The organism is Aeromicrobium sp. (assembly GCF_047607065.1).
GTDB lineage: Bacteria > Actinomycetota > Actinomycetes > Propionibacteriales > Nocardioidaceae > Aeromicrobium.
The window spans coordinates 26180-44206 of the sequence record NZ_JASGDU010000056.1; the positions used below are offsets into that span (position 1 = coordinate 26180).

18 protein-coding genes and 1 pseudogene are annotated in these 18027 nt (G+C 68.7%); 7 read left to right on the plus strand and 12 right to left on the minus strand.

Features of this window, described 5'->3' with window-relative positions; all coding sequences use genetic code 11:
* Window positions 1-5: 5 nt before the first annotated feature.
* The 4 genes from frr to rpsB form a co-directional block, all read right to left on the minus strand.
* A complete protein-coding gene (gene frr, locus QM597_RS09120) occupies window positions 6-527 on the minus strand; it encodes a ribosome recycling factor (protein WP_415004583.1) in 522 nt (173 codons plus the stop codon).
* Between the two features lie 32 nt (window positions 528-559).
* Window positions 560-1297 (minus strand): UMP kinase, encoded by a 738-nt coding sequence (pyrH, locus tag QM597_RS09125; protein ID WP_415004566.1) that lies wholly within the window; start codon window positions 1295-1297, stop codon window positions 560-562.
* A 107-nt stretch (window positions 1298-1404) separates the two neighbouring features.
* On the minus strand, window positions 1405-2220 hold the full coding sequence (gene tsf, locus QM597_RS09130; RefSeq protein WP_415004567.1) for a translation elongation factor Ts: 816 nt from the start codon (window positions 2218-2220) through the stop codon (window positions 1405-1407).
* 58 nt (window positions 2221-2278) lie between these two features.
* Window positions 2279-3142 (minus strand): 30S ribosomal protein S2, encoded by an 864-nt coding sequence (gene rpsB, locus QM597_RS09135; RefSeq protein WP_415004568.1) that lies wholly within the window; start codon window positions 3140-3142, stop codon window positions 2279-2281.
* Between the two features lie 321 nt (window positions 3143-3463).
* On the opposite strand from rpsB, the gene QM597_RS09140 reads away from it, so the two are divergent.
* Entirely contained in the window at window positions 3464-4366 is a 903-nt protein-coding gene (locus tag QM597_RS09140) for a peptidoglycan DD-metalloendopeptidase family protein (protein WP_415004569.1), read from the plus strand.
* A 181-nt stretch (window positions 4367-4547) separates the two neighbouring features.
* Here the strand turns inward: QM597_RS09140 and arc are convergent, their stop codons facing one another.
* The 4 genes from arc to QM597_RS09160 form a co-directional block, all read right to left on the minus strand.
* Entirely contained in the window at window positions 4548-6296 is a 1749-nt protein-coding gene (gene arc / locus QM597_RS09145; RefSeq protein WP_415004570.1) for a proteasome ATPase, read from the minus strand.
* A gap of 201 nt (window positions 6297-6497) precedes the next feature.
* A complete protein-coding gene (locus QM597_RS09150; RefSeq protein WP_415004571.1) occupies window positions 6498-6761 on the minus strand; it encodes a type II toxin-antitoxin system RelE family toxin in 264 nt (87 codons plus the stop codon).
* Window positions 6762-6986: a type II toxin-antitoxin system RelB family antitoxin gene (relB, locus tag QM597_RS09155; RefSeq protein ID WP_415004572.1), complete on the minus strand. Its 225-nt coding sequence runs from the start codon at window positions 6984-6986 to the stop codon at window positions 6762-6764.
* A 68-nt stretch (window positions 6987-7054) separates the two neighbouring features.
* Window positions 7055-8074 carry an LLM class flavin-dependent oxidoreductase gene (locus tag QM597_RS09160; RefSeq protein ID WP_415004573.1) on the minus strand — a complete coding sequence of 340 codons (1020 nt, stop codon included), beginning with the start codon at window positions 8072-8074 and terminating at the stop codon, window positions 7055-7057.
* Window positions 8075-8242: 168 nt separating this feature from the next.
* Between QM597_RS09160 and QM597_RS09165 the strand changes: the two genes are divergently transcribed.
* From QM597_RS09165 to QM597_RS09185, 5 genes are all read left to right on the plus strand, one after another.
* On the plus strand, window positions 8243-9193 hold the full coding sequence (locus QM597_RS09165; RefSeq protein WP_415004574.1) for a DMT family transporter: 951 nt from the start codon (window positions 8243-8245) through the stop codon (window positions 9191-9193).
* Window positions 9194-9222: 29 nt separating this feature from the next.
* Window positions 9223-10716 (plus strand): helix-turn-helix domain-containing protein, encoded by a 1494-nt coding sequence (locus QM597_RS09170; protein ID WP_415004584.1) that lies wholly within the window; start codon window positions 9223-9225, stop codon window positions 10714-10716.
* Between the two features lie 26 nt (window positions 10717-10742).
* The gene (locus QM597_RS09175) at window positions 10743-11480 is read left to right on the plus strand and encodes a glycerophosphodiester phosphodiesterase family protein (protein ID WP_415004575.1); all 738 of its coding nucleotides are present in this window, start codon (window positions 10743-10745) and stop codon (window positions 11478-11480) included.
* A complete protein-coding gene (locus tag QM597_RS09180; RefSeq protein WP_415004576.1) occupies window positions 11477-12757 on the plus strand; it encodes an MFS transporter in 1281 nt (426 codons plus the stop codon). Before QM597_RS09175 ends, QM597_RS09180 begins: the two co-directional genes overlap by 4 nt.
* Before the next feature lie 90 nt (window positions 12758-12847).
* A complete protein-coding gene (locus QM597_RS09185; protein WP_415004577.1) occupies window positions 12848-13237 on the plus strand; it encodes an RNA polymerase-binding protein RbpA in 390 nt (129 codons plus the stop codon).
* Here QM597_RS09185 and QM597_RS09190 read toward each other — a convergent pair.
* Genes QM597_RS09190 through QM597_RS09200 form a run of 3 tightly spaced genes read right to left on the minus strand, consistent with a single transcriptional unit; the run spans window position 13226 to window position 16564 of the window.
* Window positions 13226-13981: a polyprenol monophosphomannose synthase gene (locus tag QM597_RS09190; protein ID WP_415004578.1), complete on the minus strand. Its 756-nt coding sequence runs from the start codon at window positions 13979-13981 to the stop codon at window positions 13226-13228. The two genes, QM597_RS09185 and QM597_RS09190, sit on opposite strands and share 12 nt — an antisense overlap.
* The gene (lnt, locus tag QM597_RS09195; protein WP_415004579.1) at window positions 13950-15476 is read right to left on the minus strand and encodes an apolipoprotein N-acyltransferase; all 1527 of its coding nucleotides are present in this window, start codon (window positions 15474-15476) and stop codon (window positions 13950-13952) included. The genes QM597_RS09190 and lnt overlap by 32 nt, the downstream gene beginning before the upstream one ends.
* Before the next feature lie 5 nt (window positions 15477-15481).
* Window positions 15482-16564: a M24 family metallopeptidase gene (locus QM597_RS09200; RefSeq protein ID WP_415004580.1), complete on the minus strand. Its 1083-nt coding sequence runs from the start codon at window positions 16562-16564 to the stop codon at window positions 15482-15484.
* Window positions 16565-16604: 40 nt separating this feature from the next.
* On the opposite strand from QM597_RS09200, the gene QM597_RS09205 reads away from it, so the two are divergent.
* On the plus strand, window positions 16605-17501 hold the full coding sequence (locus QM597_RS09205) for a 5'-3' exonuclease (protein ID WP_415004581.1): 897 nt from the start codon (window positions 16605-16607) through the stop codon (window positions 17499-17501).
* A 91-nt stretch (window positions 17502-17592) separates the two neighbouring features.
* Here the strand turns inward: QM597_RS09205 and QM597_RS09210 are convergent.
* Window positions 17593-18027: pseudogene (locus tag QM597_RS09210) on the minus strand (hypothetical protein); the annotation flags it as partial.

Consider the following 18027-nt stretch of genomic DNA (forward strand, 5'->3'; position numbering starts at 1 on the left):
GGATCTCACACCTCGAGCAGCTCGGCCTCTTTGCCCTTGAGTAGTTCGTCGATGGTCTCGACGTACTTCTTCGTCAGGGCATCGAGACGCTTCTCGGCTCCGGTGTTGTCGTCCTGGCTGATCGCCGAATCCTTCTCGGCCTTGTCGAAGGCCTGCTTGGCGTTGCGGCGCACGCCGCGGACCGCGACGCGCCCCTCCTCGGCCTTGGACTTGGCGAGCTTGATGTATTCCTTGCGCCGGTCCTCGGTCAGCTCCGGCAGCGTGACCCGCAAGACCTTGCCGTCGTCGCTCGGGTTCACCCCGAGGTCAGACTCCCGGATCGCTTTCTCGATGGCCGCCTTGGCGCTGACATCGAAAGGGCTGATGATGACCGTGCGAGGCTCGGGCACCTGGAAACTGGCGAGTTGCTGCAGCGGCGTGGGCGTGCCGTAGTACTCGGCCGTGATCTGGCTGAACATCGCCGGGTGGGCGCGACCGGTGCGGATCGCCGCGAACTCCTCGCGGGTGTGCTCGACCGCCTTGGCCATCTTGGTCTCGGCCTCGCGCAATGTCTCGTCGATCACGGTGCTTCGTCTCCTGTCGTCGGCACGGTCCCGGCATGGACCAGCGTCCCGATCTTCTCACCTCGCAGGGCGCGGGCGATGTTGCCCTCACCGGTCATCCCGAACACGATCATCGGGAGCTTGTTCTCCATGCACAGCGCGAAGGCGGCGGCGTCGACCACCTTGAGGCCGCGCTGCAGCGACTCGGCGAAGGTCACGTCGTCGTACTTCGTGGCACCGGGGGTGGTGCGGGGGTCGGCGTCGTAGACCCCGTCAACGCCGTTCTTGCTCATCAAGACGATGTCGGCCTTGATCTCCAGGGCCCGCTGCGCCGAGACGGTATCGGTCGAGAAGTACGGCATACCGGCACCGGCACCGAAGATGACGACGCGCCCTTTCTCCAAGTGCCGCACGGCCCGGCGCGGGATGTACGGCTCGGCGACCTGCGACATCGCGATGGCCGACTGCACGCGCGTCTCGATGCCCTGTTTCTCAATGAAGTCCTGCAGCGCGAGGGCGTTCATCACCGTGCCGAGCATGCCGATGTAGTCGGCGCGGCCGCGCTCCATGCCCCGCTGGCTGAGTTCGGCACCGCGGAAGAAGTTGCCGCCGCCGACGACGATGGCGACCTGCACCCCGTCGCGCGCGGCCTCGGCGATCTGCGAGGAGATCCGGTTCACCACATCGGGATCGATCCCCAGCGCACCTCCTCCGAAAACCTCACCGGACAACTTGAGGAGAACGCGGCGAGCCATGGGACAACAGCCTATCGGACGCCAGAACGCCCCCGCCAAAGGGCGGGGGCGTTCTGGCCGATGAAAGACGTCGATCCCTGAGGTGCGAGTTTGCGAGCCTCGAAGGGTCAGGCGCCGATCTCGATATGCGCGAAGCCGGTCAGGGTCACGCCGGCTGCGTCGAGGACCGCCTTGACGGTCTTCTTGTTGTCGGTCACCGACGGCTGCTCCAGGAGGACGGCCTCCTTGAAGAAGCCATTGAGGCGGCCCTCGGTGATCTTGGCGATCGCCTGCTCGGGCTTGCCCTCCTCGCGGGCCGTGGCCTCGGCGATCTCGCGCTCCTTGGCCACGACGTCGGCGGGGACGTCCTCGCGGGTCAGGTAGCGCGGGCGCATCGCGGCGACTTGCATGGCGGCACCGCGGGCGGCGTCGGCATCGTCGCCGGTGTACTCCACGAGCACGCCGACGGCCGGGGGCAGGTCGCTCGCGCGACGGTGCAGGTAGGTGGCCACCTGGCCCTCGAAGGTCGCGACCCGGCCGAGTTCCAACTTCTCGCCGATCACTGCGGCGAGCGCGCTGATGGTCTCGGCGACGGTTTTGCCATCCTCGAGGGCCAGCGCGGCGAAGGCCTCCGCATCAGCCGGACGCGCGGCGTCGGCGGCGGCGGCGAGCTTGTTCGCCAGGTCGATGAACTGCTCGTTCTTGGCCACGAAGTCGGTCTCGGAGTTGAGTTCGACGATCGCATTGCCCGACGCGGCCACAAGACCGGCCGAGGCCTCACGCTCGGCACCTCGCTTGGCGGCCTTGGCCGCGCCCGTGATGCGCAGGATCTCGACGGCCTTGTCGAAGTCGCCCTCGGCCTCGGTCAGTGCCTTCTTGGCGTCCATCATGCCCGCGCCCGTGGCGTCGCGGAGCTTCTTGACATCGGCGGCGGTAATCGCCATCGGTCTTACCTCTGTTTCTGGGGAAGGATTGCAGTATCGATCAGGACGAAGGAGCGGCTCAGGCCTCGGCGGCCGGTGCCTCGGCGGCAGCGGTCTCCGCAGCGGGGGCCTCGGGGGCCTCCGTGGTCTCGGGCGCGGCCTCGGCACCGGTAAGGACCTCGGTCTCCCACTCGGCCAGCGGCTCGCCGGCTCCCAGCTCCTCGCCTGCGGCCTCCTCGCCGGTCTTGGCACCGCCGCGGGCGATCAGGCCCTCGGCGACGGCGTCAGCGACGACACGGGTCAGCAGCGCAACGGAACGGATCGCGTCGTCATTGCCCGGAATCGGGTAGTCGACCTCATCGGGATCACAGTTGGTATCGAGGATCGCGATGATCGGGATACCGAGCTTCTTGGCCTCGTCGACCGCGAGGTGCTCCTTCTTGGTGTCGACGATCCAAAGCGCCGACGGGGTGCGCGACATGTCGCGGATGCCGCCGAGGGTACGCGCGAGCTTGTCGTACTCGCGGCGCATCTGCAGCAGTTCCTTCTTCGTGCGGCCGGATCCGGCGACGTTGTCGAAGTCGATGACCTCGAGCTCCTTCATGCGCTGCAGGCGCTGGTGCATCGTGGAGAAGTTGGTGAGCATGCCGCCCAGCCAGCGCTGGTTGACGTACGGCATCCCGACGCGGCCGGCCTGCTCGGCGATGGACTCCTGCGCCTGGCGCTTGGTGCCGACGAACAGGATCGTGCCGCCGCGGGCGACGGTGTTCTTGACGAACTCGTAGCCGGCGTCGATGTAGGCGAGCGACTGCTGCAGATCGATGATGTAGATACCGTTGCGCTCGGTGAAGATGAAGCGCTTCATCTTGGGGTTCCAGCGGCGGGTCTGGTGCCCGAAGTGGACACCGCTCTCGAGCAGCTGGCGCATGGTCACGACGGCCATGATTCTTCTCGTTTCTGGGCGCGACGGCCCTCATTCGGGTTGACGCACGGGTCGGATCGCCCGTGCCCTGGCACCGCCGGCATTCCCACTGACCACAGTCAGACCGCTGGGAAGGCACCCGGTCCGGGTCACCCGGAGGTGTCCGGCGCGGAAAACGGCGCGCGAATTTCGCCTCGTGCGAGGCGATAGGCCCATCGTAGGCCACCGGAGGCGGTGTTGCGAAATCGGCGACATTCCGTTGTCCACAGCCTGTGGCCGGGGCTTTCCACAGGCACCGAGCTGCACCTGGATTCGGGCGCACCGATGCGATGCCGTGGAGGCATGCGTATCCGACTCTGCCTCCTCGTCCTGTTCAGCTGCCTGGCCGCCGCGCTGGTATCCGGCGGAGCCGCGTCGTCCTTGCCGGCCAACGGCGGCTGGACCTGGCCACTGTCGGGCCACCGCGTCGAGCGGGACTTCGCGGCGCCGACCACCGAGTACGGTGCCGGTCACCGGGGCGTGGACCTGCCGGGGACACCCGGAGAGGCCGTCCGAGCAGTGGCGGCGGGCACCGTCGCCTTCGTCGGCGAGGTCGGCGGCACACCGGTCGTCACCGTCAGCCACGGGGCCGAGCGCTCCACCTACCAGCCGGTGGCGCCCACGGTCGCCGTCGGCCAGGCCGTCGACGCCGGCGAACAGATCGGCACGCTGCTGGCCGGTCACGGCGGCTGCGGCAGCGCGGCCTGCCTGCACCTGGGCCGGCTGCGCGGCCAGACCTATCTCGACCCCACCGAACTGCTGGGAGGCCGGTACCGGCTGATCGATCCCGACGGACCGGTCCCCGAACCGCCCGGCCTCGGCGACGGGACGCTGAGCCAACCGGTGCAGGGCCGGGTCACCTCGGCGTTCGGGATGCGCATCCATCCGATCACTGGGCAGGCCAAGATGCACGACGGCATCGACTTCGGCGCGCCCTGCGGCACCCCGGTCGCCGCAGCGGCCGCCGGCACCGTGCGCCGCGTCGCCACCGCAGGCGGATACGGGCTGCGGGTGGAGGTCGATCACGGCGGCGGGTTCGTGACCTCCTACAGCCACCTGAGCAGCGCCCAGACCAGCCTCGGCTCGCACGTGAGCACCGGCCAGACCATCGCCCGCGTCGGCTCGACCGGCACCTCTACCGGCTGCCATCTGCACTTCTCGGTCCACGAGAACGGCAGCGTCATCGACCCCGCTCCCCTGCTGTAGGAGGTTGCGCGGATAGGCGAAGCCGGTCATTGAGGTGCGAGCTTGCGAGCCTCGAAATGACCCACCACCGCAGGCTTCGCCCTTCGAGGCTCCGCGTTCCTCGCGGTCCCTGAGGTGCGAGGCCGCCTGCGGCCGAGCCTCGAAGGGGGGCACCTCAGCCAGCGCCTATGCGCGCATCCTCCTACAGGTACTGGCCGGTGTTGGCGACGGTGTCGATGGACCGGCCCGGCTCGCCGCCGGACTTGCCGGAGACGAGCGTGCGGATGAACACGATGCGCTCGCCCTTCTTGCCCGAGATGCGCGCCCAGTCGTCGGGGTTGGTCGTGTTGGGCAGGTCCTCGTTCTCCTTGAACTCGTCCACGCACGCCTGCAGAAGGTGCTGCACCCGGATGCCGTGCTGACCAGCCTCCAGGTACTGCTTGATTGCCATCTTCTTGGCCCGGTCGACGATGTTCTGGATCATGGCACCGGAGTTGAAGTCCTTGAAGTACAGGACCTCCTTGTCGCCGTTGGCGTAGGTGACCTCGAGGAACTGGTTCTCCTCGGTCTCGCTGTACATGCGCTCGACGGTGCGCTGGATCATCGCGTGGACGCACGCCTCCCGGTCCCCTCCCCACTCGGCCAGGTCGTCGGCGTGCAACGGCAGCCGGCTGGTCAGGTACTTGTTGAAGATGTCGCGCGCGGCCTCGGCGTCGGGGCGCTCGATCTTGATCTTCACGTCGAGCCGGCCGGGGCGCAGGATCGCCGGATCGATCATGTCCTCGCGGTTCGACGCACCGATGACCAGCACGTTCTCGAGACCCTCGACCCCGTCGATCTCGCTGAGCAACTGCGGGACGATGGTGTTCTCGACGTCACTGGACACCCCCGAACCGCGTGTGCGGAACAGCGAGTCCATCTCGTCGAAGAAGACGATGACCGGCGTGCCCTCGCTGGCCTTCTCCCGCGCACGCTGGAACACCAGCCGGATATGCCGCTCGGTCTCGCCGACGTACTTGTTGAGCAACTCGGGACCCTTGATGTTGAGGAAGTAACTGCGGCCCTCCTCCCCCGTGCGCTCGGAGACCTTGCGCGCCAGGGACGCGGCGACCGCCTTGGCGATCATCGTCTTGCCGCAGCCGGGCGGGCCGTACAGCAAGATGCCCTTGGGCGGGCGCAACTCGTGCTCGATGAACACCTCGGGGTGCAGGTACGGCAGCTCGACGGCGTCCTTGATGATCTCGACCTGGTTGCCGAGGCCGCCGATGCTCGTGTAGTCGATGTCGGGGACCTCCTCCAGCACCAGCTCCTCGACCTCGCTCTTGGGCACTCGTTCGTAGACGTGACCGGATTTCGCGTCGAGCAGCAGGGAGTCGCCCGCGCGCAGTCTCGTGTCGGCGAGGCTGTGCGCGATGCGCACGACCCGTTCCTCGTCGGCATTGCCGATCACGAGGGCGCGCTCGCCGTCGGCCAGGATCTCCTTGAGCATCACGACGTCGCCGACCTGCTCGAAGTCCAGCGCGGCGACGACGTTCATGGCCTCGTTGAGGATGACCTCCTGACCGCGGCGCAGGGCCTGGCGGTCGACCGAGGGGCTGACGTGGACGCGCATCTTGCGCCCGCCGGTGAATACGTCGACCGATTCGTCGTCGTTGAGTTGCAGGAAGGTGCCGAATCCGGTGGGCGGCTGCGCGAGCCGGTCGACCTCCTCCTTGAGCGTCACGATCTGGTCACGGGCATCGCGCAAGGTGGCGACGAGACGCTCGTTCTGGGCGCTCGTGGACGACAGGCGAGCCTGGATCTCGCGCAGCCGGGTATCGGCACCGGTCTCGCCGGAAAGCCGGCGGCGCAGGTGGTCGACCTCGGCGCGCAGGTAGGCCAACTCGGCCTCGGCGGCCGCCGGGGCAGCACCGTTGGAGTGGGGGTTCTGCGCGGGGAAACCGTCGGACATATGCCACCTCCTACTCGTGTGCATGACCCTACCCCGGCGATTGTTGCCACGACGTGTCGTCTCGTATCACCGCCGTGACGTGTCCCGGCCCGCCCGATCCAGCGCGAACGGCTCGCCGCGCTCCGATCCGACAGACAGGCCGAAATCCTCAACTGAGACGCGGAGTCATTCCCGGCCGAGGCCGGGCGGACAACCGGCCTTTCAGCGGTAGATGTCGCGGCGGTGGCCCACCTCAATCGTCAGCACGACAAGTTCCGCGTCGCAGATCTCGCAGAGCACGCGATAGTCACCGATGCGGTAGCGCCATTTGCCGGTGAACCCGGCCGTCAAGCCCTTGCCCGTCGAGCGCGGATCGACGCATCCGTCGATGTTCTTGGTGAGCCACGCCACGATGACGCGACGTACGCCAGGATCGAGCTTGCTGAGCTGCTTGTCGGCGCGCTGGGAATAGAGCAACCGCCACATCTACAGGTACTTTGCCGCGATTTCGTCGGCAGTCAGCGTCCTCGGGTCGGCGTCGAACTCGCGCTTCGCATCGTCCCAGGCGACGAGATCCAGTTCATCTTCGATTCGCGAGAGGGCCGTGGTACGGACGAATTCGGAAACGCTCATGCCGAACGTCTTCGCGTAGTCCGCGATCACTTGCTTCTCGGACTCCGCGAGCCGCAGTGTCACTGTCGTCGTCCCCATAGAACCTCCTGTGTTACAGAGTAACACCGAGGAAGTCGAACGACGCCGAGATCATCAACTGCGCGCGGTCAGCGCCAGCCGAGGGCGGGCGCGACATGGGTGAGGATCGACTCGATCACGTGAGCGTTGTAGTCGACGCCGAGCTGATTCGGGACGGTGAGCAGGAGGGTGTCGGCTGCGGCGACGGCCTCGTCGGCCTTCAGCTCCTCGATCAGCCGGTCCGGCTCACCGGCATAGGTCTTGCCGAACCGGGCCACCGAGCCGTCGATATGCCCGACCTGGTCGCTGCTGTGCGTCTCGCGCCCGAAGTAGGCCCGGTCGCGGTCGTCGACCAGCGCGAAGATGCTGCGGCTCACCGACACGCGCGGCTCGCGGTCATGCCCCGCAGCCGCCCACGCATCGCGGAAGCGCTGGACCTGCTCGGCCTGCAACCGGTGGAAGGGCACCCCGGTGTCCTCGGTCAGCAGCGTGGAACTCATCAGATTGAGACCCTGCCGCGCCGTCCACTCCGCCGTGGCGCGCGTGCCGGCACCCCACCAGATGCGCTCGCGCAGGCCCGGCGACTGCGGCTCTATCGGCAGCAATCCCGGCGGGTTCGGGAACATCGGTCGCGGGTTCGGTTCGGCGAACCCCTCTCCCCCGATGACCTGCACGAAGACCTCGGCATGCTGGCGCGCCATGTCGGCGTCGCTCATGCCCTCGGGCGGGACGTGGCCGAAGTAGCGGTAGCCCTCGATGACCTGCTCCGGTGATCCACGGCTCATGCCCAACTGCAACCGGCCACCGGAGATGAGGTCGGTGGCACCGGCGTCCTCGGCCATGTGGAGCGGGTTCTCGTAGCGCATGTCGATGACACCTGTGCCGATCTCGATGCGCGAGGTCCGCGCGCCGATGGCGGCCAGCAGCGGGAACGGCGAGGCGAGCTGCCGGGCGAAGTGGTGTACCCGGAAGTAGGCCCCGTCGGCACCCAGTTCCTCGGCCGCCACGGCCAGTTCAATGGACTGCGTCAGGGTGTCGGCGGCGCTGCGGGTCTTCGAATGCGGCGAGTCCGACCAGTGGCCGAAAGACAGGAATCCGATGCTCTTCACGGGATGGTCAACATTTCAATCATCAAGATGATTCCGCCACCCCATTGGCGACCAAGGCTTGATGCAGCAGACCGGCCTACGCTGACCGCCTGAGGACGCCTGCGCAGGCACGGGCCATCATGTCCTGGTGAAGATCACCCGATACGGCCACGCGGCGTGACGCCGTCGATGCCTCGCGCGGCCCTCGTTCCACTCATGGTGCTGGGCGGGGCCTTGGTGGCGCTGCAGTCCAGAGTCAACGGCGCCCTGGCCGACGAGATCGGAACGGGACTGCGGGCCGCCGCACTGGCGGCGGTCGTGAGTTTCGGCTGCGGATTGGCGATCATCACCGCCTTCGTCGTGTCCACCCCGGCCGGACGCCGCTCGCTGCGCCGCCTCACCCACGCACGGCACATCGGCCGCCTGCGCTGGTACGAGACGCTCGGCGGCTTGGGTGGGGCGTTCTTCGTCGCCAGTCAGGGCTTGGCAGTCGGGACCGTCGGCCTCGCCCTGTTCATCGTCGCCTTCACTGCGGGTCAGTCGCTCAGTTCCCTTGTCGTCGACCACACCGGCCTCGGCCCCGGCAACGCCCAGCCCGCCTCCGCCGGACGGATCGTGGCCGCCTCCTGCGCCATCGCCGCAGTCCTGCTGAAGTCCGTCGACCGGCTCGACGCGGGTGCCACCTGGACCACCGTCGGCCTCGCGCTGGTTGCTTTCGGCGCGGGAACGGCCCAGGCGGTCCAGCAGGCCCTCAACGGGCGCGTCTCGCGCGCGGCCGGTGCCCCCGCGACCACGTGGAACAACTTCATCGTCGGCACCACTGCGCTGTTGGCCCTGCTGGCGGTCTCCTTCTTGGCCGACGGACACGTGAAGCGACTCCCGGATGCTGGCTGGCACTACCTCGGCGGGCTGCTCGGCATCGGCTTCATCGTCATCGCCGCCATCGCTGTGCGCACCTACGGCGTGCTGGTCCTCGGCCTGTGCATGATCGCCGGCCAAGTGGTCACCGCAGAGATCATCGACATCGCCGACCCCGCCGTGCGGACCGGTCCGCTCGGCCTGCTCGGCGGTGCCGTCGCCCTCGCCGGTGCCCTCACCGCGCTTGCGCTATCTCACATACGAGATACGCTGGATCGGTGACGGACGACTACCTCCTGCGCATCGGTGCGATGATCCGCGACGCGCGTGTGCGGACCAACAAGACCCAGGCCCAGCTCGCCGAATCCCTCGGCACCAGCCAGAGCGCGGTGAACCGCATCGAGAAGGGCCAGCAGAACCTGACGCTGGAGATGCTCGCCCGCATCGGCGGCGCGCTGGACTCCGGCCTGGTCAACGTCGGCTCGTCCGGCCCCAGCCACCTGCGCGTCCACGGCGGCACCGAGTTGCGCGGCTCCATCGACGTCAAATCGAGTAAGAACGCCGCCGTCGCCCTGCTGTGCGCCTGTCTGCTGAACGAGGGCACCACCGTCTTGCGCAAGGTCGCCCGCATCGAGGAGGTCAACCGGCTGCTGGAGGTGCTGTCATCCATCGGCGTCCACACCCGCTGGCTGAACGACGACAACGACCTCGAACTCGTGGTGCCCGCCGAACTGCGGCTCGAAGAGATGGACGAGACCGCCGCCCGGCGCACCCGCAGCATCATCATGTTCCTCGGCCCGCTGATCCACCGCGAGCCGTCCTTCGAGTTGCCCTACGCCGGCGGCTGCGACCTGGGCACCCGCACCGTCGAGCCGCACATGACCGCGTTGAAACACTTCGGCCTCAAGGTCGTGGCGACCGAGGGCAGCTACCACGCCGAAGCCTCCCCGCATGTGCCTCAGCGCGCCATCGTGCTGACCGAGCGCGGCGACACCGTCACCGAGAACGCGCTCCTGGCTGCGGCCCGCATGGACGGGGTCACGGTCATCCGCAACGCCAGCCCGAACTACATGGTCCAGGACCTGTGCTTCTTCCTCACCGAACTCGGCGTGCAGATCGAGGGCATCGGCACCACCACCTTGCGCGTCACCGGTCAGCCGCAGATCAAGCGCGACGTCGAATACGCGCCGAGCGAGGACCCCATCGAAGCGATGAGCCTCATCGCGGCGGCCATCGTCACCCAGTCGAACATCACGGTCCGCCGCGTGCCCATCGAGTTCATGGAGATCGAACTAGCCGTCCTGGAGGACATGGGACTGCGCTACGACCAAAGCGCTGAATACCTCGCCGAGAACGGCCGCACCCGCCTCGTCGACATCACCACGCACCCGTCGACCCTCAAAGCCCCCATCGACAAGATCCACCCCCTGCCCTTCCCTGGACTCAACATCGACAACCTGCCGTTCTTCGCCGTCATCGCCGCCACCGCGACCGGTCAGACGCTGCTGCACGACTGGGTGTACGAGAACCGGGCGATCTACCTGACCGAGTTGAACAAGCTCGGCGCGAAGGTCACCTTGATGGATCCGCACCGGGTACTGATCGAGGGGCCGACGCACTGGAGCGGTGCCGAGATCGTGTGCCCGCCCGCACTGCGTCCCGCAGTGGTCATCTTGCTGGCGATGCTGGCAGCGAAGGGCACCTCGGTCCTGCGCAACATCTACGTCATCAACCGCGGCTACGAGGAACTGGCCGAACGGCTCAACGCACTCGGCGCGCGGATCGAGACCTTCCGCGACATCTGATCCTGCGCAGGCCCTAGCGTGGAGGCGTGACGCTGGCCATCGCCCACCGGGGCGGCAGTCTGACCGCAGACAACCCCGGCATCGAGAACTCGCTCGAAGCCTTCGCGCACGCGGCCTCCCTCGGCTACCGCCACCTGGAGACCGATGTCGTGTGCTCGCGTGACGGCATTGCCTTCGCCTGCCACGACCCGCACCTGCTGCGACTCACCGGCCGCGACGTGCGCCTGGCCGACCTGAGGGCCGCCGAGGTCGAGGAGTTGCTACTGGACGGCCGGGCACGCCTGCCTCGGCTGGATCGGCTGCTGGAGGCGCACCCCGATGCCTGGTTCAGCATCGACGTCAAGACCGACAACGCGGTGGAGGAGACCTGCCGCGTGATCGAACGCACCGGGGCCGTCGACCGGGTCTGCCTGGGCAGCTTCAGTCACGCGCGCACGCGCGCCATCCGCCGGCGGCTGCCGCGCGTCGAAACCGCCGCGTCGCAGGTGGAAGTGGCCCGCGCCCTGCTCACCCCTGCGGTGCTGCGTCGCCGGCCGTCCTACCGGTGGTTCAGCGTGCCCGTGGCCCATCGCGGCATCCCGGTCGTCACCCGGCGATTCGTCGAGGCCGCGCATCGCGCCGGCGTGGGCGTGCTGGTGTGGACCGTCGACGACCCGGCCGAGATGGCCCGTCTCGACAGCCTCGGCGTCGACGGCATCTTCACCGACCGCACCGATCTGCTGCGCGAGGTGCTCATCGCGCGCGGGAGCTGGGAGGAAGCATGAGCAAGCGCAGACAGGTCATCGCCTGGAGCCTGTGGGACTGGGGATCGGCGGCCTTCAACGCCGTCATCATCACCTTCGTCTTCTCGGTCTACCTGGTCGACGGCGTCGGCGAGGACCTCGACGGACCCTTCTCGGCAAGCACCTGGCTCGCCTGGGCGACAGCGGCCGGGGCCTTCGTCATCGCCGTTCTCGCCCCGGTTACCGGGCGTCAGGCCGACGCCGGCGGCCGCCGCAAGCGCGCCCTCGCCCTCCTGACTGCGGGCGTGGTCACGATGACGGCGCTCATGTTTTTCGTCCGCGAGGAACCGTCCTACCTGTGGCTCGGCCTGGTGCTGCTGATCGTCGGCGAGATCCTGTTCGAGCTGTCCCAGGTGCCCTATTTCGCCATGCTGCGCCAGGTCTCGACGCCCGAGAACGTCGGGCGCGTCTCGGCGATCGGCTGGGCCTTCGGCTACCTCGGCGGGATCGTCTTGCTGCTGATCTGCTTCTTCGGTCTGATCTCCGGCGACGGCGGCCTGCTCGGGATCAGCACCGACGACGGATTGAACATCCGGCTGGTCGCATTGCTGTCGGCGCTCTGGTTCGGGGTGTTCGCCCTGCCAGTGCTGCTGACGGTCCCGGAACTGCCCGCCGAGGCCAGCCCCGCACCGAAGACCGGCTTCATCGCGGCCTACTGCGGCGTGATCGCCGACCTGCGCCGCATGTGGTCCGATGACCGCACGGTCGTCAAGTACCTCATCGCCAGCGCGGTCTTCCGCGACGGCCTGGCCGGTGTCTTCGCCTTCGGCGCGATCCTGGCGGTCTCGGCCTACGGCTTCGACGAGGAGACGGTCATCGTCTTCGGCATCGTCGCCAACGTGGTCTCCGCGCTCGGCGCGGTGGTGGCCGGGCGCATCGACGACCGGCACGGGCCGCGCGTCGTCATCGCCGTCTCGTTGGCCTCGATGCTGGCCGTCGGGCTGATCCTGCTGTTCCTCGACGGCCCGGCGATGTTCTGGATCTTCGGCCTGGCCCTGTGCCTGTTCGTCGGTCCGGCCCAGTCTGCGGCGCGCACCTACATGGTCCGCCTGACCCGCCCCGGCATGGAGGGCCAGAACTTCGGCTTCTACGCGATGACCGGCCGGGCGGCGTCCTTCCTGTCCCCGGCCCTGTTCGGGCTGTTCGTCTACCTCGGCGGCGCGGATCGCTGGGGCATCGCGGGCCTGATGATCGTGCTCGGATCGGGCTTGGCGCTGCTGCTCTGGGTGCCCTCCGACGTCCACGACCGGGCCGCCTGATCCGCCGCGAAAGCCTCGGGCAGCGCTCAGGGGAATCTCACAGTCGTCCCGTACGTTGACGAGGAGACGACACGAGAGGGGAGTCCGATCATGGCCGAACGAGCCTTGCGCGGCGCGCGACTGGGCGGTCAGAGTTTCGAGGACGAGCGCGGTGTCGAGATGGCACCTCGCCAAGAGGTCGAATACGTCCTGCCCGACGGCCGCACGTTCACCGTGACGATGGCCGAGGAGGCCGAAGTCCCGCTGGAGTGGGAGGACCCCAAAACCGGCGTCATGGGTCGTCTCGTCAACGGTGCCGAGCCGCAGGCCAAGGCCGACAAGCCCGTCCGTACCCATTGGGACATGCTCCTGGAGCGTCGTTCGGTCGACGAACTCGAGGAGATCTTGACCGAACGCCTGGAGATGCTGCGAGCCGGAGAGATCGGCCCGCCGCACCTGCACCGGCGCACGAAGAAGCGCGCGGCCGCCTCACGCAGTTGACCGCGAGTGTGAACGCCGTATCCCCCGCAGCCGGGCGATGCGGCGTTCGCATCCCCAGACCGTGACCCTCCAGAACGCCTCGCGGACGATCCCGCCGCTCATCTTCGAGCGGCCCCAGGCGCGTTCGACGAAGGTGATCGGCACCTCGATGACCGACATGCCCGCGTCGAGCACGCGGCGCACCATGTCGACCTGGAAGCAGTAGCCCTGGGAGGCGACCTCGGCCAGCGGAAGCCGCTCCAGCGTCGAACGCCGGAAGGCCCGGAAACCGCCGGTCGCATCGTGGATCGGGATGGCCAGCGCCCGCTGGGCATACCAGGTGCCGCCGCGGGAGATCAGCCGGCGATACCAGGGCCAGTTGACGACACCGCCGCCCTCGACCCAGCGCGAACCGAGGACGAGATCGGCATCGCCGCCCCTCAGAGTTCGCAGCAGTTCGGGCAGATCCTGCGGGCGGTGTGATCCGTCGGCGTCCATCTCGACCACGACGTCGTAGTCGCGCGCCAACGCCCAGGCGAAGCCCGCTCGGTAGGCGACGCCGAGGCCCTGCTTGCCGGGACGGTGCAACACGTGTACGCGCGCGTCGCAGGCCGCGAGCGCGTCGGCGATCCGTCCGGTGCCGTCCGGGGAGTTGTCATCGACGACCAGCACGTCGACCTCGGGTGCGTGAACCGCCAGACCGTCGATCAGGCGCGGTAACGATTCGGCCTCGTCATAGGTCGGCACGATGACCAAGGTCGTCACTGAGCCAGTCCCTCCTCTCCCCTCGCCCCGTGGCCAGGGCGAACACCCATCCCATCACACCGAGGGTCACCAGCAGCCAGGCCAGCGGACGGGCGAGGTGCGCCGCAGGGGTCGTCCCGGAGGCCAGGGGGACGTCGCCCTCGACGGTGGCCGGCTGGCGCTCGGGGGCGCGCTGCACGACCTGCCCGCTCGCATCGACGATGCCGGACGTCCCGTTGGTCGACGGGACCAGCACCCAGCGCCCGGTCTCGATGGCCCGCAGACGGGATATCGCCCACTGCTGGGCGGGCTGGGCGGTGCCGGTGAAGGCCGCGTTGCTGGTCTGCACCACGAGCACCTGGGCGTCGTCGGCGATGGCCTGGCGCACCACGGAGTCGAAGGCGATGTCGTAGCAGATCGTGTCGCCGACACGGATCCCGCCGAGCATGAGCGCACCCGGTTCGTGACCGGCGACCATGTCGCGCGGGATGTCGCGGTCGAAGCGCGGGACGAGGCCGCCGAGCTCGTCGCGGAACGGCACGTACTCGCCGTAGGGCACCGGCTTGCGCTTGACGTACTTCTCCCCCGGCCCGTCCTCGTTCCATACCAGCCCGGCGTTCTCCGCAGTGCCCATGCGCGGACCGTCGAGGAGGCCGCCGACGAGGATCGGGGCGCCGAGGTCGGCCACCAGACGGTTCAGCGTCTCACTCTCCTCATAACTGTGCCGAGGATCGGTGTCGGAGGAGTTCTCCGGCCAGATGACGGCATCCGGGCGGGGCGTCTGTCCAGCATCGATGCGCTCGACGAGCCGCCGCGTCTCTTCGGCGTGCAGCGCGAAGATCGCCCCGCGCGGCCACCGCAGGAACTCCCCCGGGACATCGCCTTGAACGAGAGCGATCCGCGCCTGGCCGTCGGCACCGGCGACCCCGGTCGGCAGTACCGCTCCGAGGGCGAAAAGGGCCAGGAAGACGGCCAGCGCGCTGCGGCGGGCCGTCGCCGCCGCGTCCGCGATCAGCAGCAGTGCCGTAGCGAGGCACGCCATGAGGAATCCCGTCGCCGGCATCCCGACGAGGCGCACCCAGGACTCCAGCGGCGTGTCGATGGCCGTGTACGCCAGGCGTCCCCACGGGAATCCGGTGAAGGGGAAAGATCCGCGCACCTGCTCGCCGAGCAGCCAGACGGCGGGCATGAGCCAGGGCCAGGCGGGCAGGACCGCGACCGCGCGTAGCCCGACGGCGATGACGCCGAAGATGACGGCCTGGGCGATCACGAGCGCGATATAGGCCCCGTCGCTGACCGCCCGCATCCACCAAATGAGCGGGCCGTAGAAGCCCAGCGCCCAGACCAGGCCGAGTCCGTAGACGCGCGTCCAGCGCCAGTCCTGCACTCGGCGCAGCACCGCGAACAGCAACGCCAGCGCGAGCACCAGGGCGTACGGGATCGCCAGCGGCTCGAAGGCGAGCGAGCCGAGCACCCCCGAGCAGGCGGCGATCAGCGCCGCGACCCCCAGCCGCATGCCGTTCAGCCCAGGACCACGAGCCGGCGCTCGGTGCGGTTGAGCACCTCCAGGCCGTCGTCGGTGCAGACGGCGATGTCCTCGATGCGCGCGCCGAAGCGTCCGGGGTGGTAGATGCCCGGTTCGATGGAGAAGGCCATGCCGGGTTCCAGCACGAGGTCGTTGCCCTCGACGATGTACGGCTCCTCGTGGGTCTGGGTGCCGATGCCGTGCCCGGTCCGGTGGATGAACAGGTCGCCGAAGCCGGCGGCGGCGATGATCTCGCGGCCCACCCGGTCGACGGACTCCGCGCTGACGCCGGGCCGGGCGTAGGCCCGCTGGGCGGCCTGGGCTTCGTGCAGGACGTCGTAAGCCTCGGCGTAGCGCGGGTCGGGCGGGCCGCCGACGAGGTAGTTGCGGGTGCTGTCCGAGCAGTAGCCGGCCGGCGTTGTGCCGCCGATGTCGACCACCACCGGGTCGCCGGTTTCGATGACCCGATCCGAGACCTCGTGGTGCGGCGAAGCCCCGTTCGGTCCGCTGCCGACGATGACGAAATCGACGTGCTCGTGGCCCTCGTCAATGATCGCCCGTGCGATGTCGTGTCCGACTTCGCGTTCGGTGCGTCCCGCTCGCAGCCATTCGCCCATGCGGGCGTGGACACGGTCGATGGCCGCCGCAGCCTCGCGCAGCGCCTCGATCTCGGCGGCGTCCTTGCGCATGCGCAACTGCGTCAGCACCGGGCCGGCGAGCACCTGTTCGGCCTCCGGGAGGCGGTCGCGCAACGCCAGCACGCGCGAAGCCCACATCTCGTCATCGAGGGCGATGCGGCGGGCGGGGCCGAGCCTGCCGGCCAGGAGCGCGAACGGGTCGTCGGTCTCGTTCCAGGCGACGATCTCGACCGCTACACCCGCAGCCTCGGCGGCGCTGACCTCCAGCGTCGGCGCGACGAGGAACGGCTGGCCGTCCGCGGGAACGACCAGGCAGGTCAGGCGCTCCAGCGGCTTGGCCGCATAGCCGGTGAGGTAGCGCAGGTCGGCTCCCGGAGTCACCAGCAGGGCGTCAATCCCGGCCTCGCCGGCCAGACGGCGCGCCCGCTCCAGTCGTTCCATGCCGCCGAGCCTATCCGGGCGGCCCTCTAGGATCGCGGGTATGGCCGGACGTCTGATGCTGCTGGATACCGCGAGCCTGTACTACCGGGCGTTCTTCGGCCTGCCCGACTCGCTCAAGGCGCCCGACGGCACCGTGGTCAACGCGCTGCGCGGCATGATCGACTTCGCTGCCACGTTGACCGCCCGTGAGCGGCCGGACGCGGTCGTCGCCTGCTGGGACGACGACTGGCGGCCGCAGTGGCGGGTCGACCTGATCGCGTCGTACAAGGCTCAGCGGCTCGCCGAGGCCGGCAGCGAGGCCGAGGAGACTCCCAATGCCTTGGCACCTCAAGTGCCACTGATCGCCGAAGCCCTCGCGCTGGCGGGTATTCCCGTGATCGGTGCGCCCGAGGCGGAGGCCGACGATGTGATCGGCACGCTGGCGGCGTCCTGGAATGGCCCGGTCGATGTGGTCACCGGTGACCGGGATCTGTTCCAGTTGGTCGACGATGCCCGTGGCGTTCGGGTGCTCTACACCGCCCGCGGAGTGGCCAAACTCGACACAGTAGATGCGGCCTGGATTCGCGGCAAATACGGCATCGAACCGCAGGCGTACGTCGACTTCGCCGTCATGCGCGGAGATGCGAGCGACGGGCTTCCCGGAGTGGCCGGCATCGGTGAGAAGACCGCCGCCGCGCTCGTCAACGAGTTCGGCGACCTCGACGCCATCGTGGCTGCGGCGCAGGACTCTGCTTCCTCCGTCAAGCCGCGCCCGCGCGCCTCGCTGCTGAACTCGCGCGACTATATCGCTGCGGCCCGTGAGGTGGTCGCGGTGCGGCGCGACCTGGCCGTGTCGGTTCCTTCCCCGCTCCCGTCCCCCGACCCCGAAGCGCTGCGGGCCTTCGGGGAGCGCTGGGGCGTCGCTGGACCCGTCACCCGCCTCCTCACCCCCGCCTGACCGCCAGCGACCCTCACACCTCTGCGCGCCTCTTGAGAACGTGGGCCGATAGGGCAGAGCCGGTCATTGAAGTGCGAGCCTGCCTGCGTCCTTAGTGGGTGAGGGTGGGGGTGGCTTGGGTGGTGGTGAGGGTGGTGGGTGGTCCGGGTGTGGTGATGGGGGTGGTGAGGTGTTGGGTTGGTCCGTCGTCGGTGGTGTAGGTGATGTGGTAGGTGGTGTCGACGCGGGGGTGGAGGTTGGTGGCGGGGTGGGTGTAGGTGTGGGTGACGGTGGGGTGGGGCCAGGGTTGTCCGGGGGTGTTGGTGGTGTGGTGGGTGCCGTCGCCGTGGTGCCAGGTGTAGGTGGTGGGGGTGGCGGTGATGGTGATGGTGTGGCCGAGGAGGACGGTGGTGTGGGTGAAGACGGTGGCGTGGGTGTAGTAGATGGTGGGGATGTTGATGAGGGTGGTGCCGGTGTCGGGTTGGAGGTAGAGGGTGGTTGCGGGTAGGCCGATGGTTTCGATGGCGTGGAGGATTTCGTCGGGGAG

Coding starts and splice junctions, on each gene's coding strand:
- frr (WP_415004583.1), bottom strand. CDS start 527: ATGGCCAAGGCGGTCGAGCACACCCGCGAGGAGTTCGCGGCGATCCGC.
- pyrH (WP_415004566.1), bottom strand. CDS start 1,297: ATGGCTCGCCGCGTTCTCCTCAAGTTGTCCGGTGAGGTTTTCGGAGGA.
- tsf (WP_415004567.1), bottom strand. CDS start 2,220: ATGGCGATTACCGCCGCCGATGTCAAGAAGCTCCGCGACGCCACGGGC.
- rpsB (WP_415004568.1), bottom strand. CDS start 3,142: ATGGCCGTCGTGACCATGCGCCAGCTGCTCGAGAGCGGTGTCCACTTC.
- QM597_RS09140 (WP_415004569.1), top strand. CDS start 3,464: ATGCGTATCCGACTCTGCCTCCTCGTCCTGTTCAGCTGCCTGGCCGCC.
- arc (WP_415004570.1), bottom strand. CDS start 6,296: ATGTCCGACGGTTTCCCCGCGCAGAACCCCCACTCCAACGGTGCTGCC.
- QM597_RS09150 (WP_415004571.1), bottom strand. CDS start 6,761: ATGTGGCGGTTGCTCTATTCCCAGCGCGCCGACAAGCAGCTCAGCAAG.
- relB (WP_415004572.1), bottom strand. CDS start 6,986: ATGGGGACGACGACAGTGACACTGCGGCTCGCGGAGTCCGAGAAGCAA.
- QM597_RS09165 (WP_415004574.1), top strand. CDS start 8,243: ATGCCTCGCGCGGCCCTCGTTCCACTCATGGTGCTGGGCGGGGCCTTG.
- QM597_RS09170 (WP_415004584.1), top strand. CDS start 9,223: ATGATCCGCGACGCGCGTGTGCGGACCAACAAGACCCAGGCCCAGCTC.
- QM597_RS09180 (WP_415004576.1), top strand. CDS start 11,477: ATGAGCAAGCGCAGACAGGTCATCGCCTGGAGCCTGTGGGACTGGGGA.
- QM597_RS09185 (WP_415004577.1), top strand. CDS start 12,848: ATGGCCGAACGAGCCTTGCGCGGCGCGCGACTGGGCGGTCAGAGTTTC.
- lnt (WP_415004579.1), bottom strand. CDS start 15,476: ATGCGGCTGGGGGTCGCGGCGCTGATCGCCGCCTGCTCGGGGGTGCTC.
- QM597_RS09200 (WP_415004580.1), bottom strand. CDS start 16,564: ATGGAACGACTGGAGCGGGCGCGCCGTCTGGCCGGCGAGGCCGGGATT.
- QM597_RS09205 (WP_415004581.1), top strand. CDS start 16,605: ATGGCCGGACGTCTGATGCTGCTGGATACCGCGAGCCTGTACTACCGG.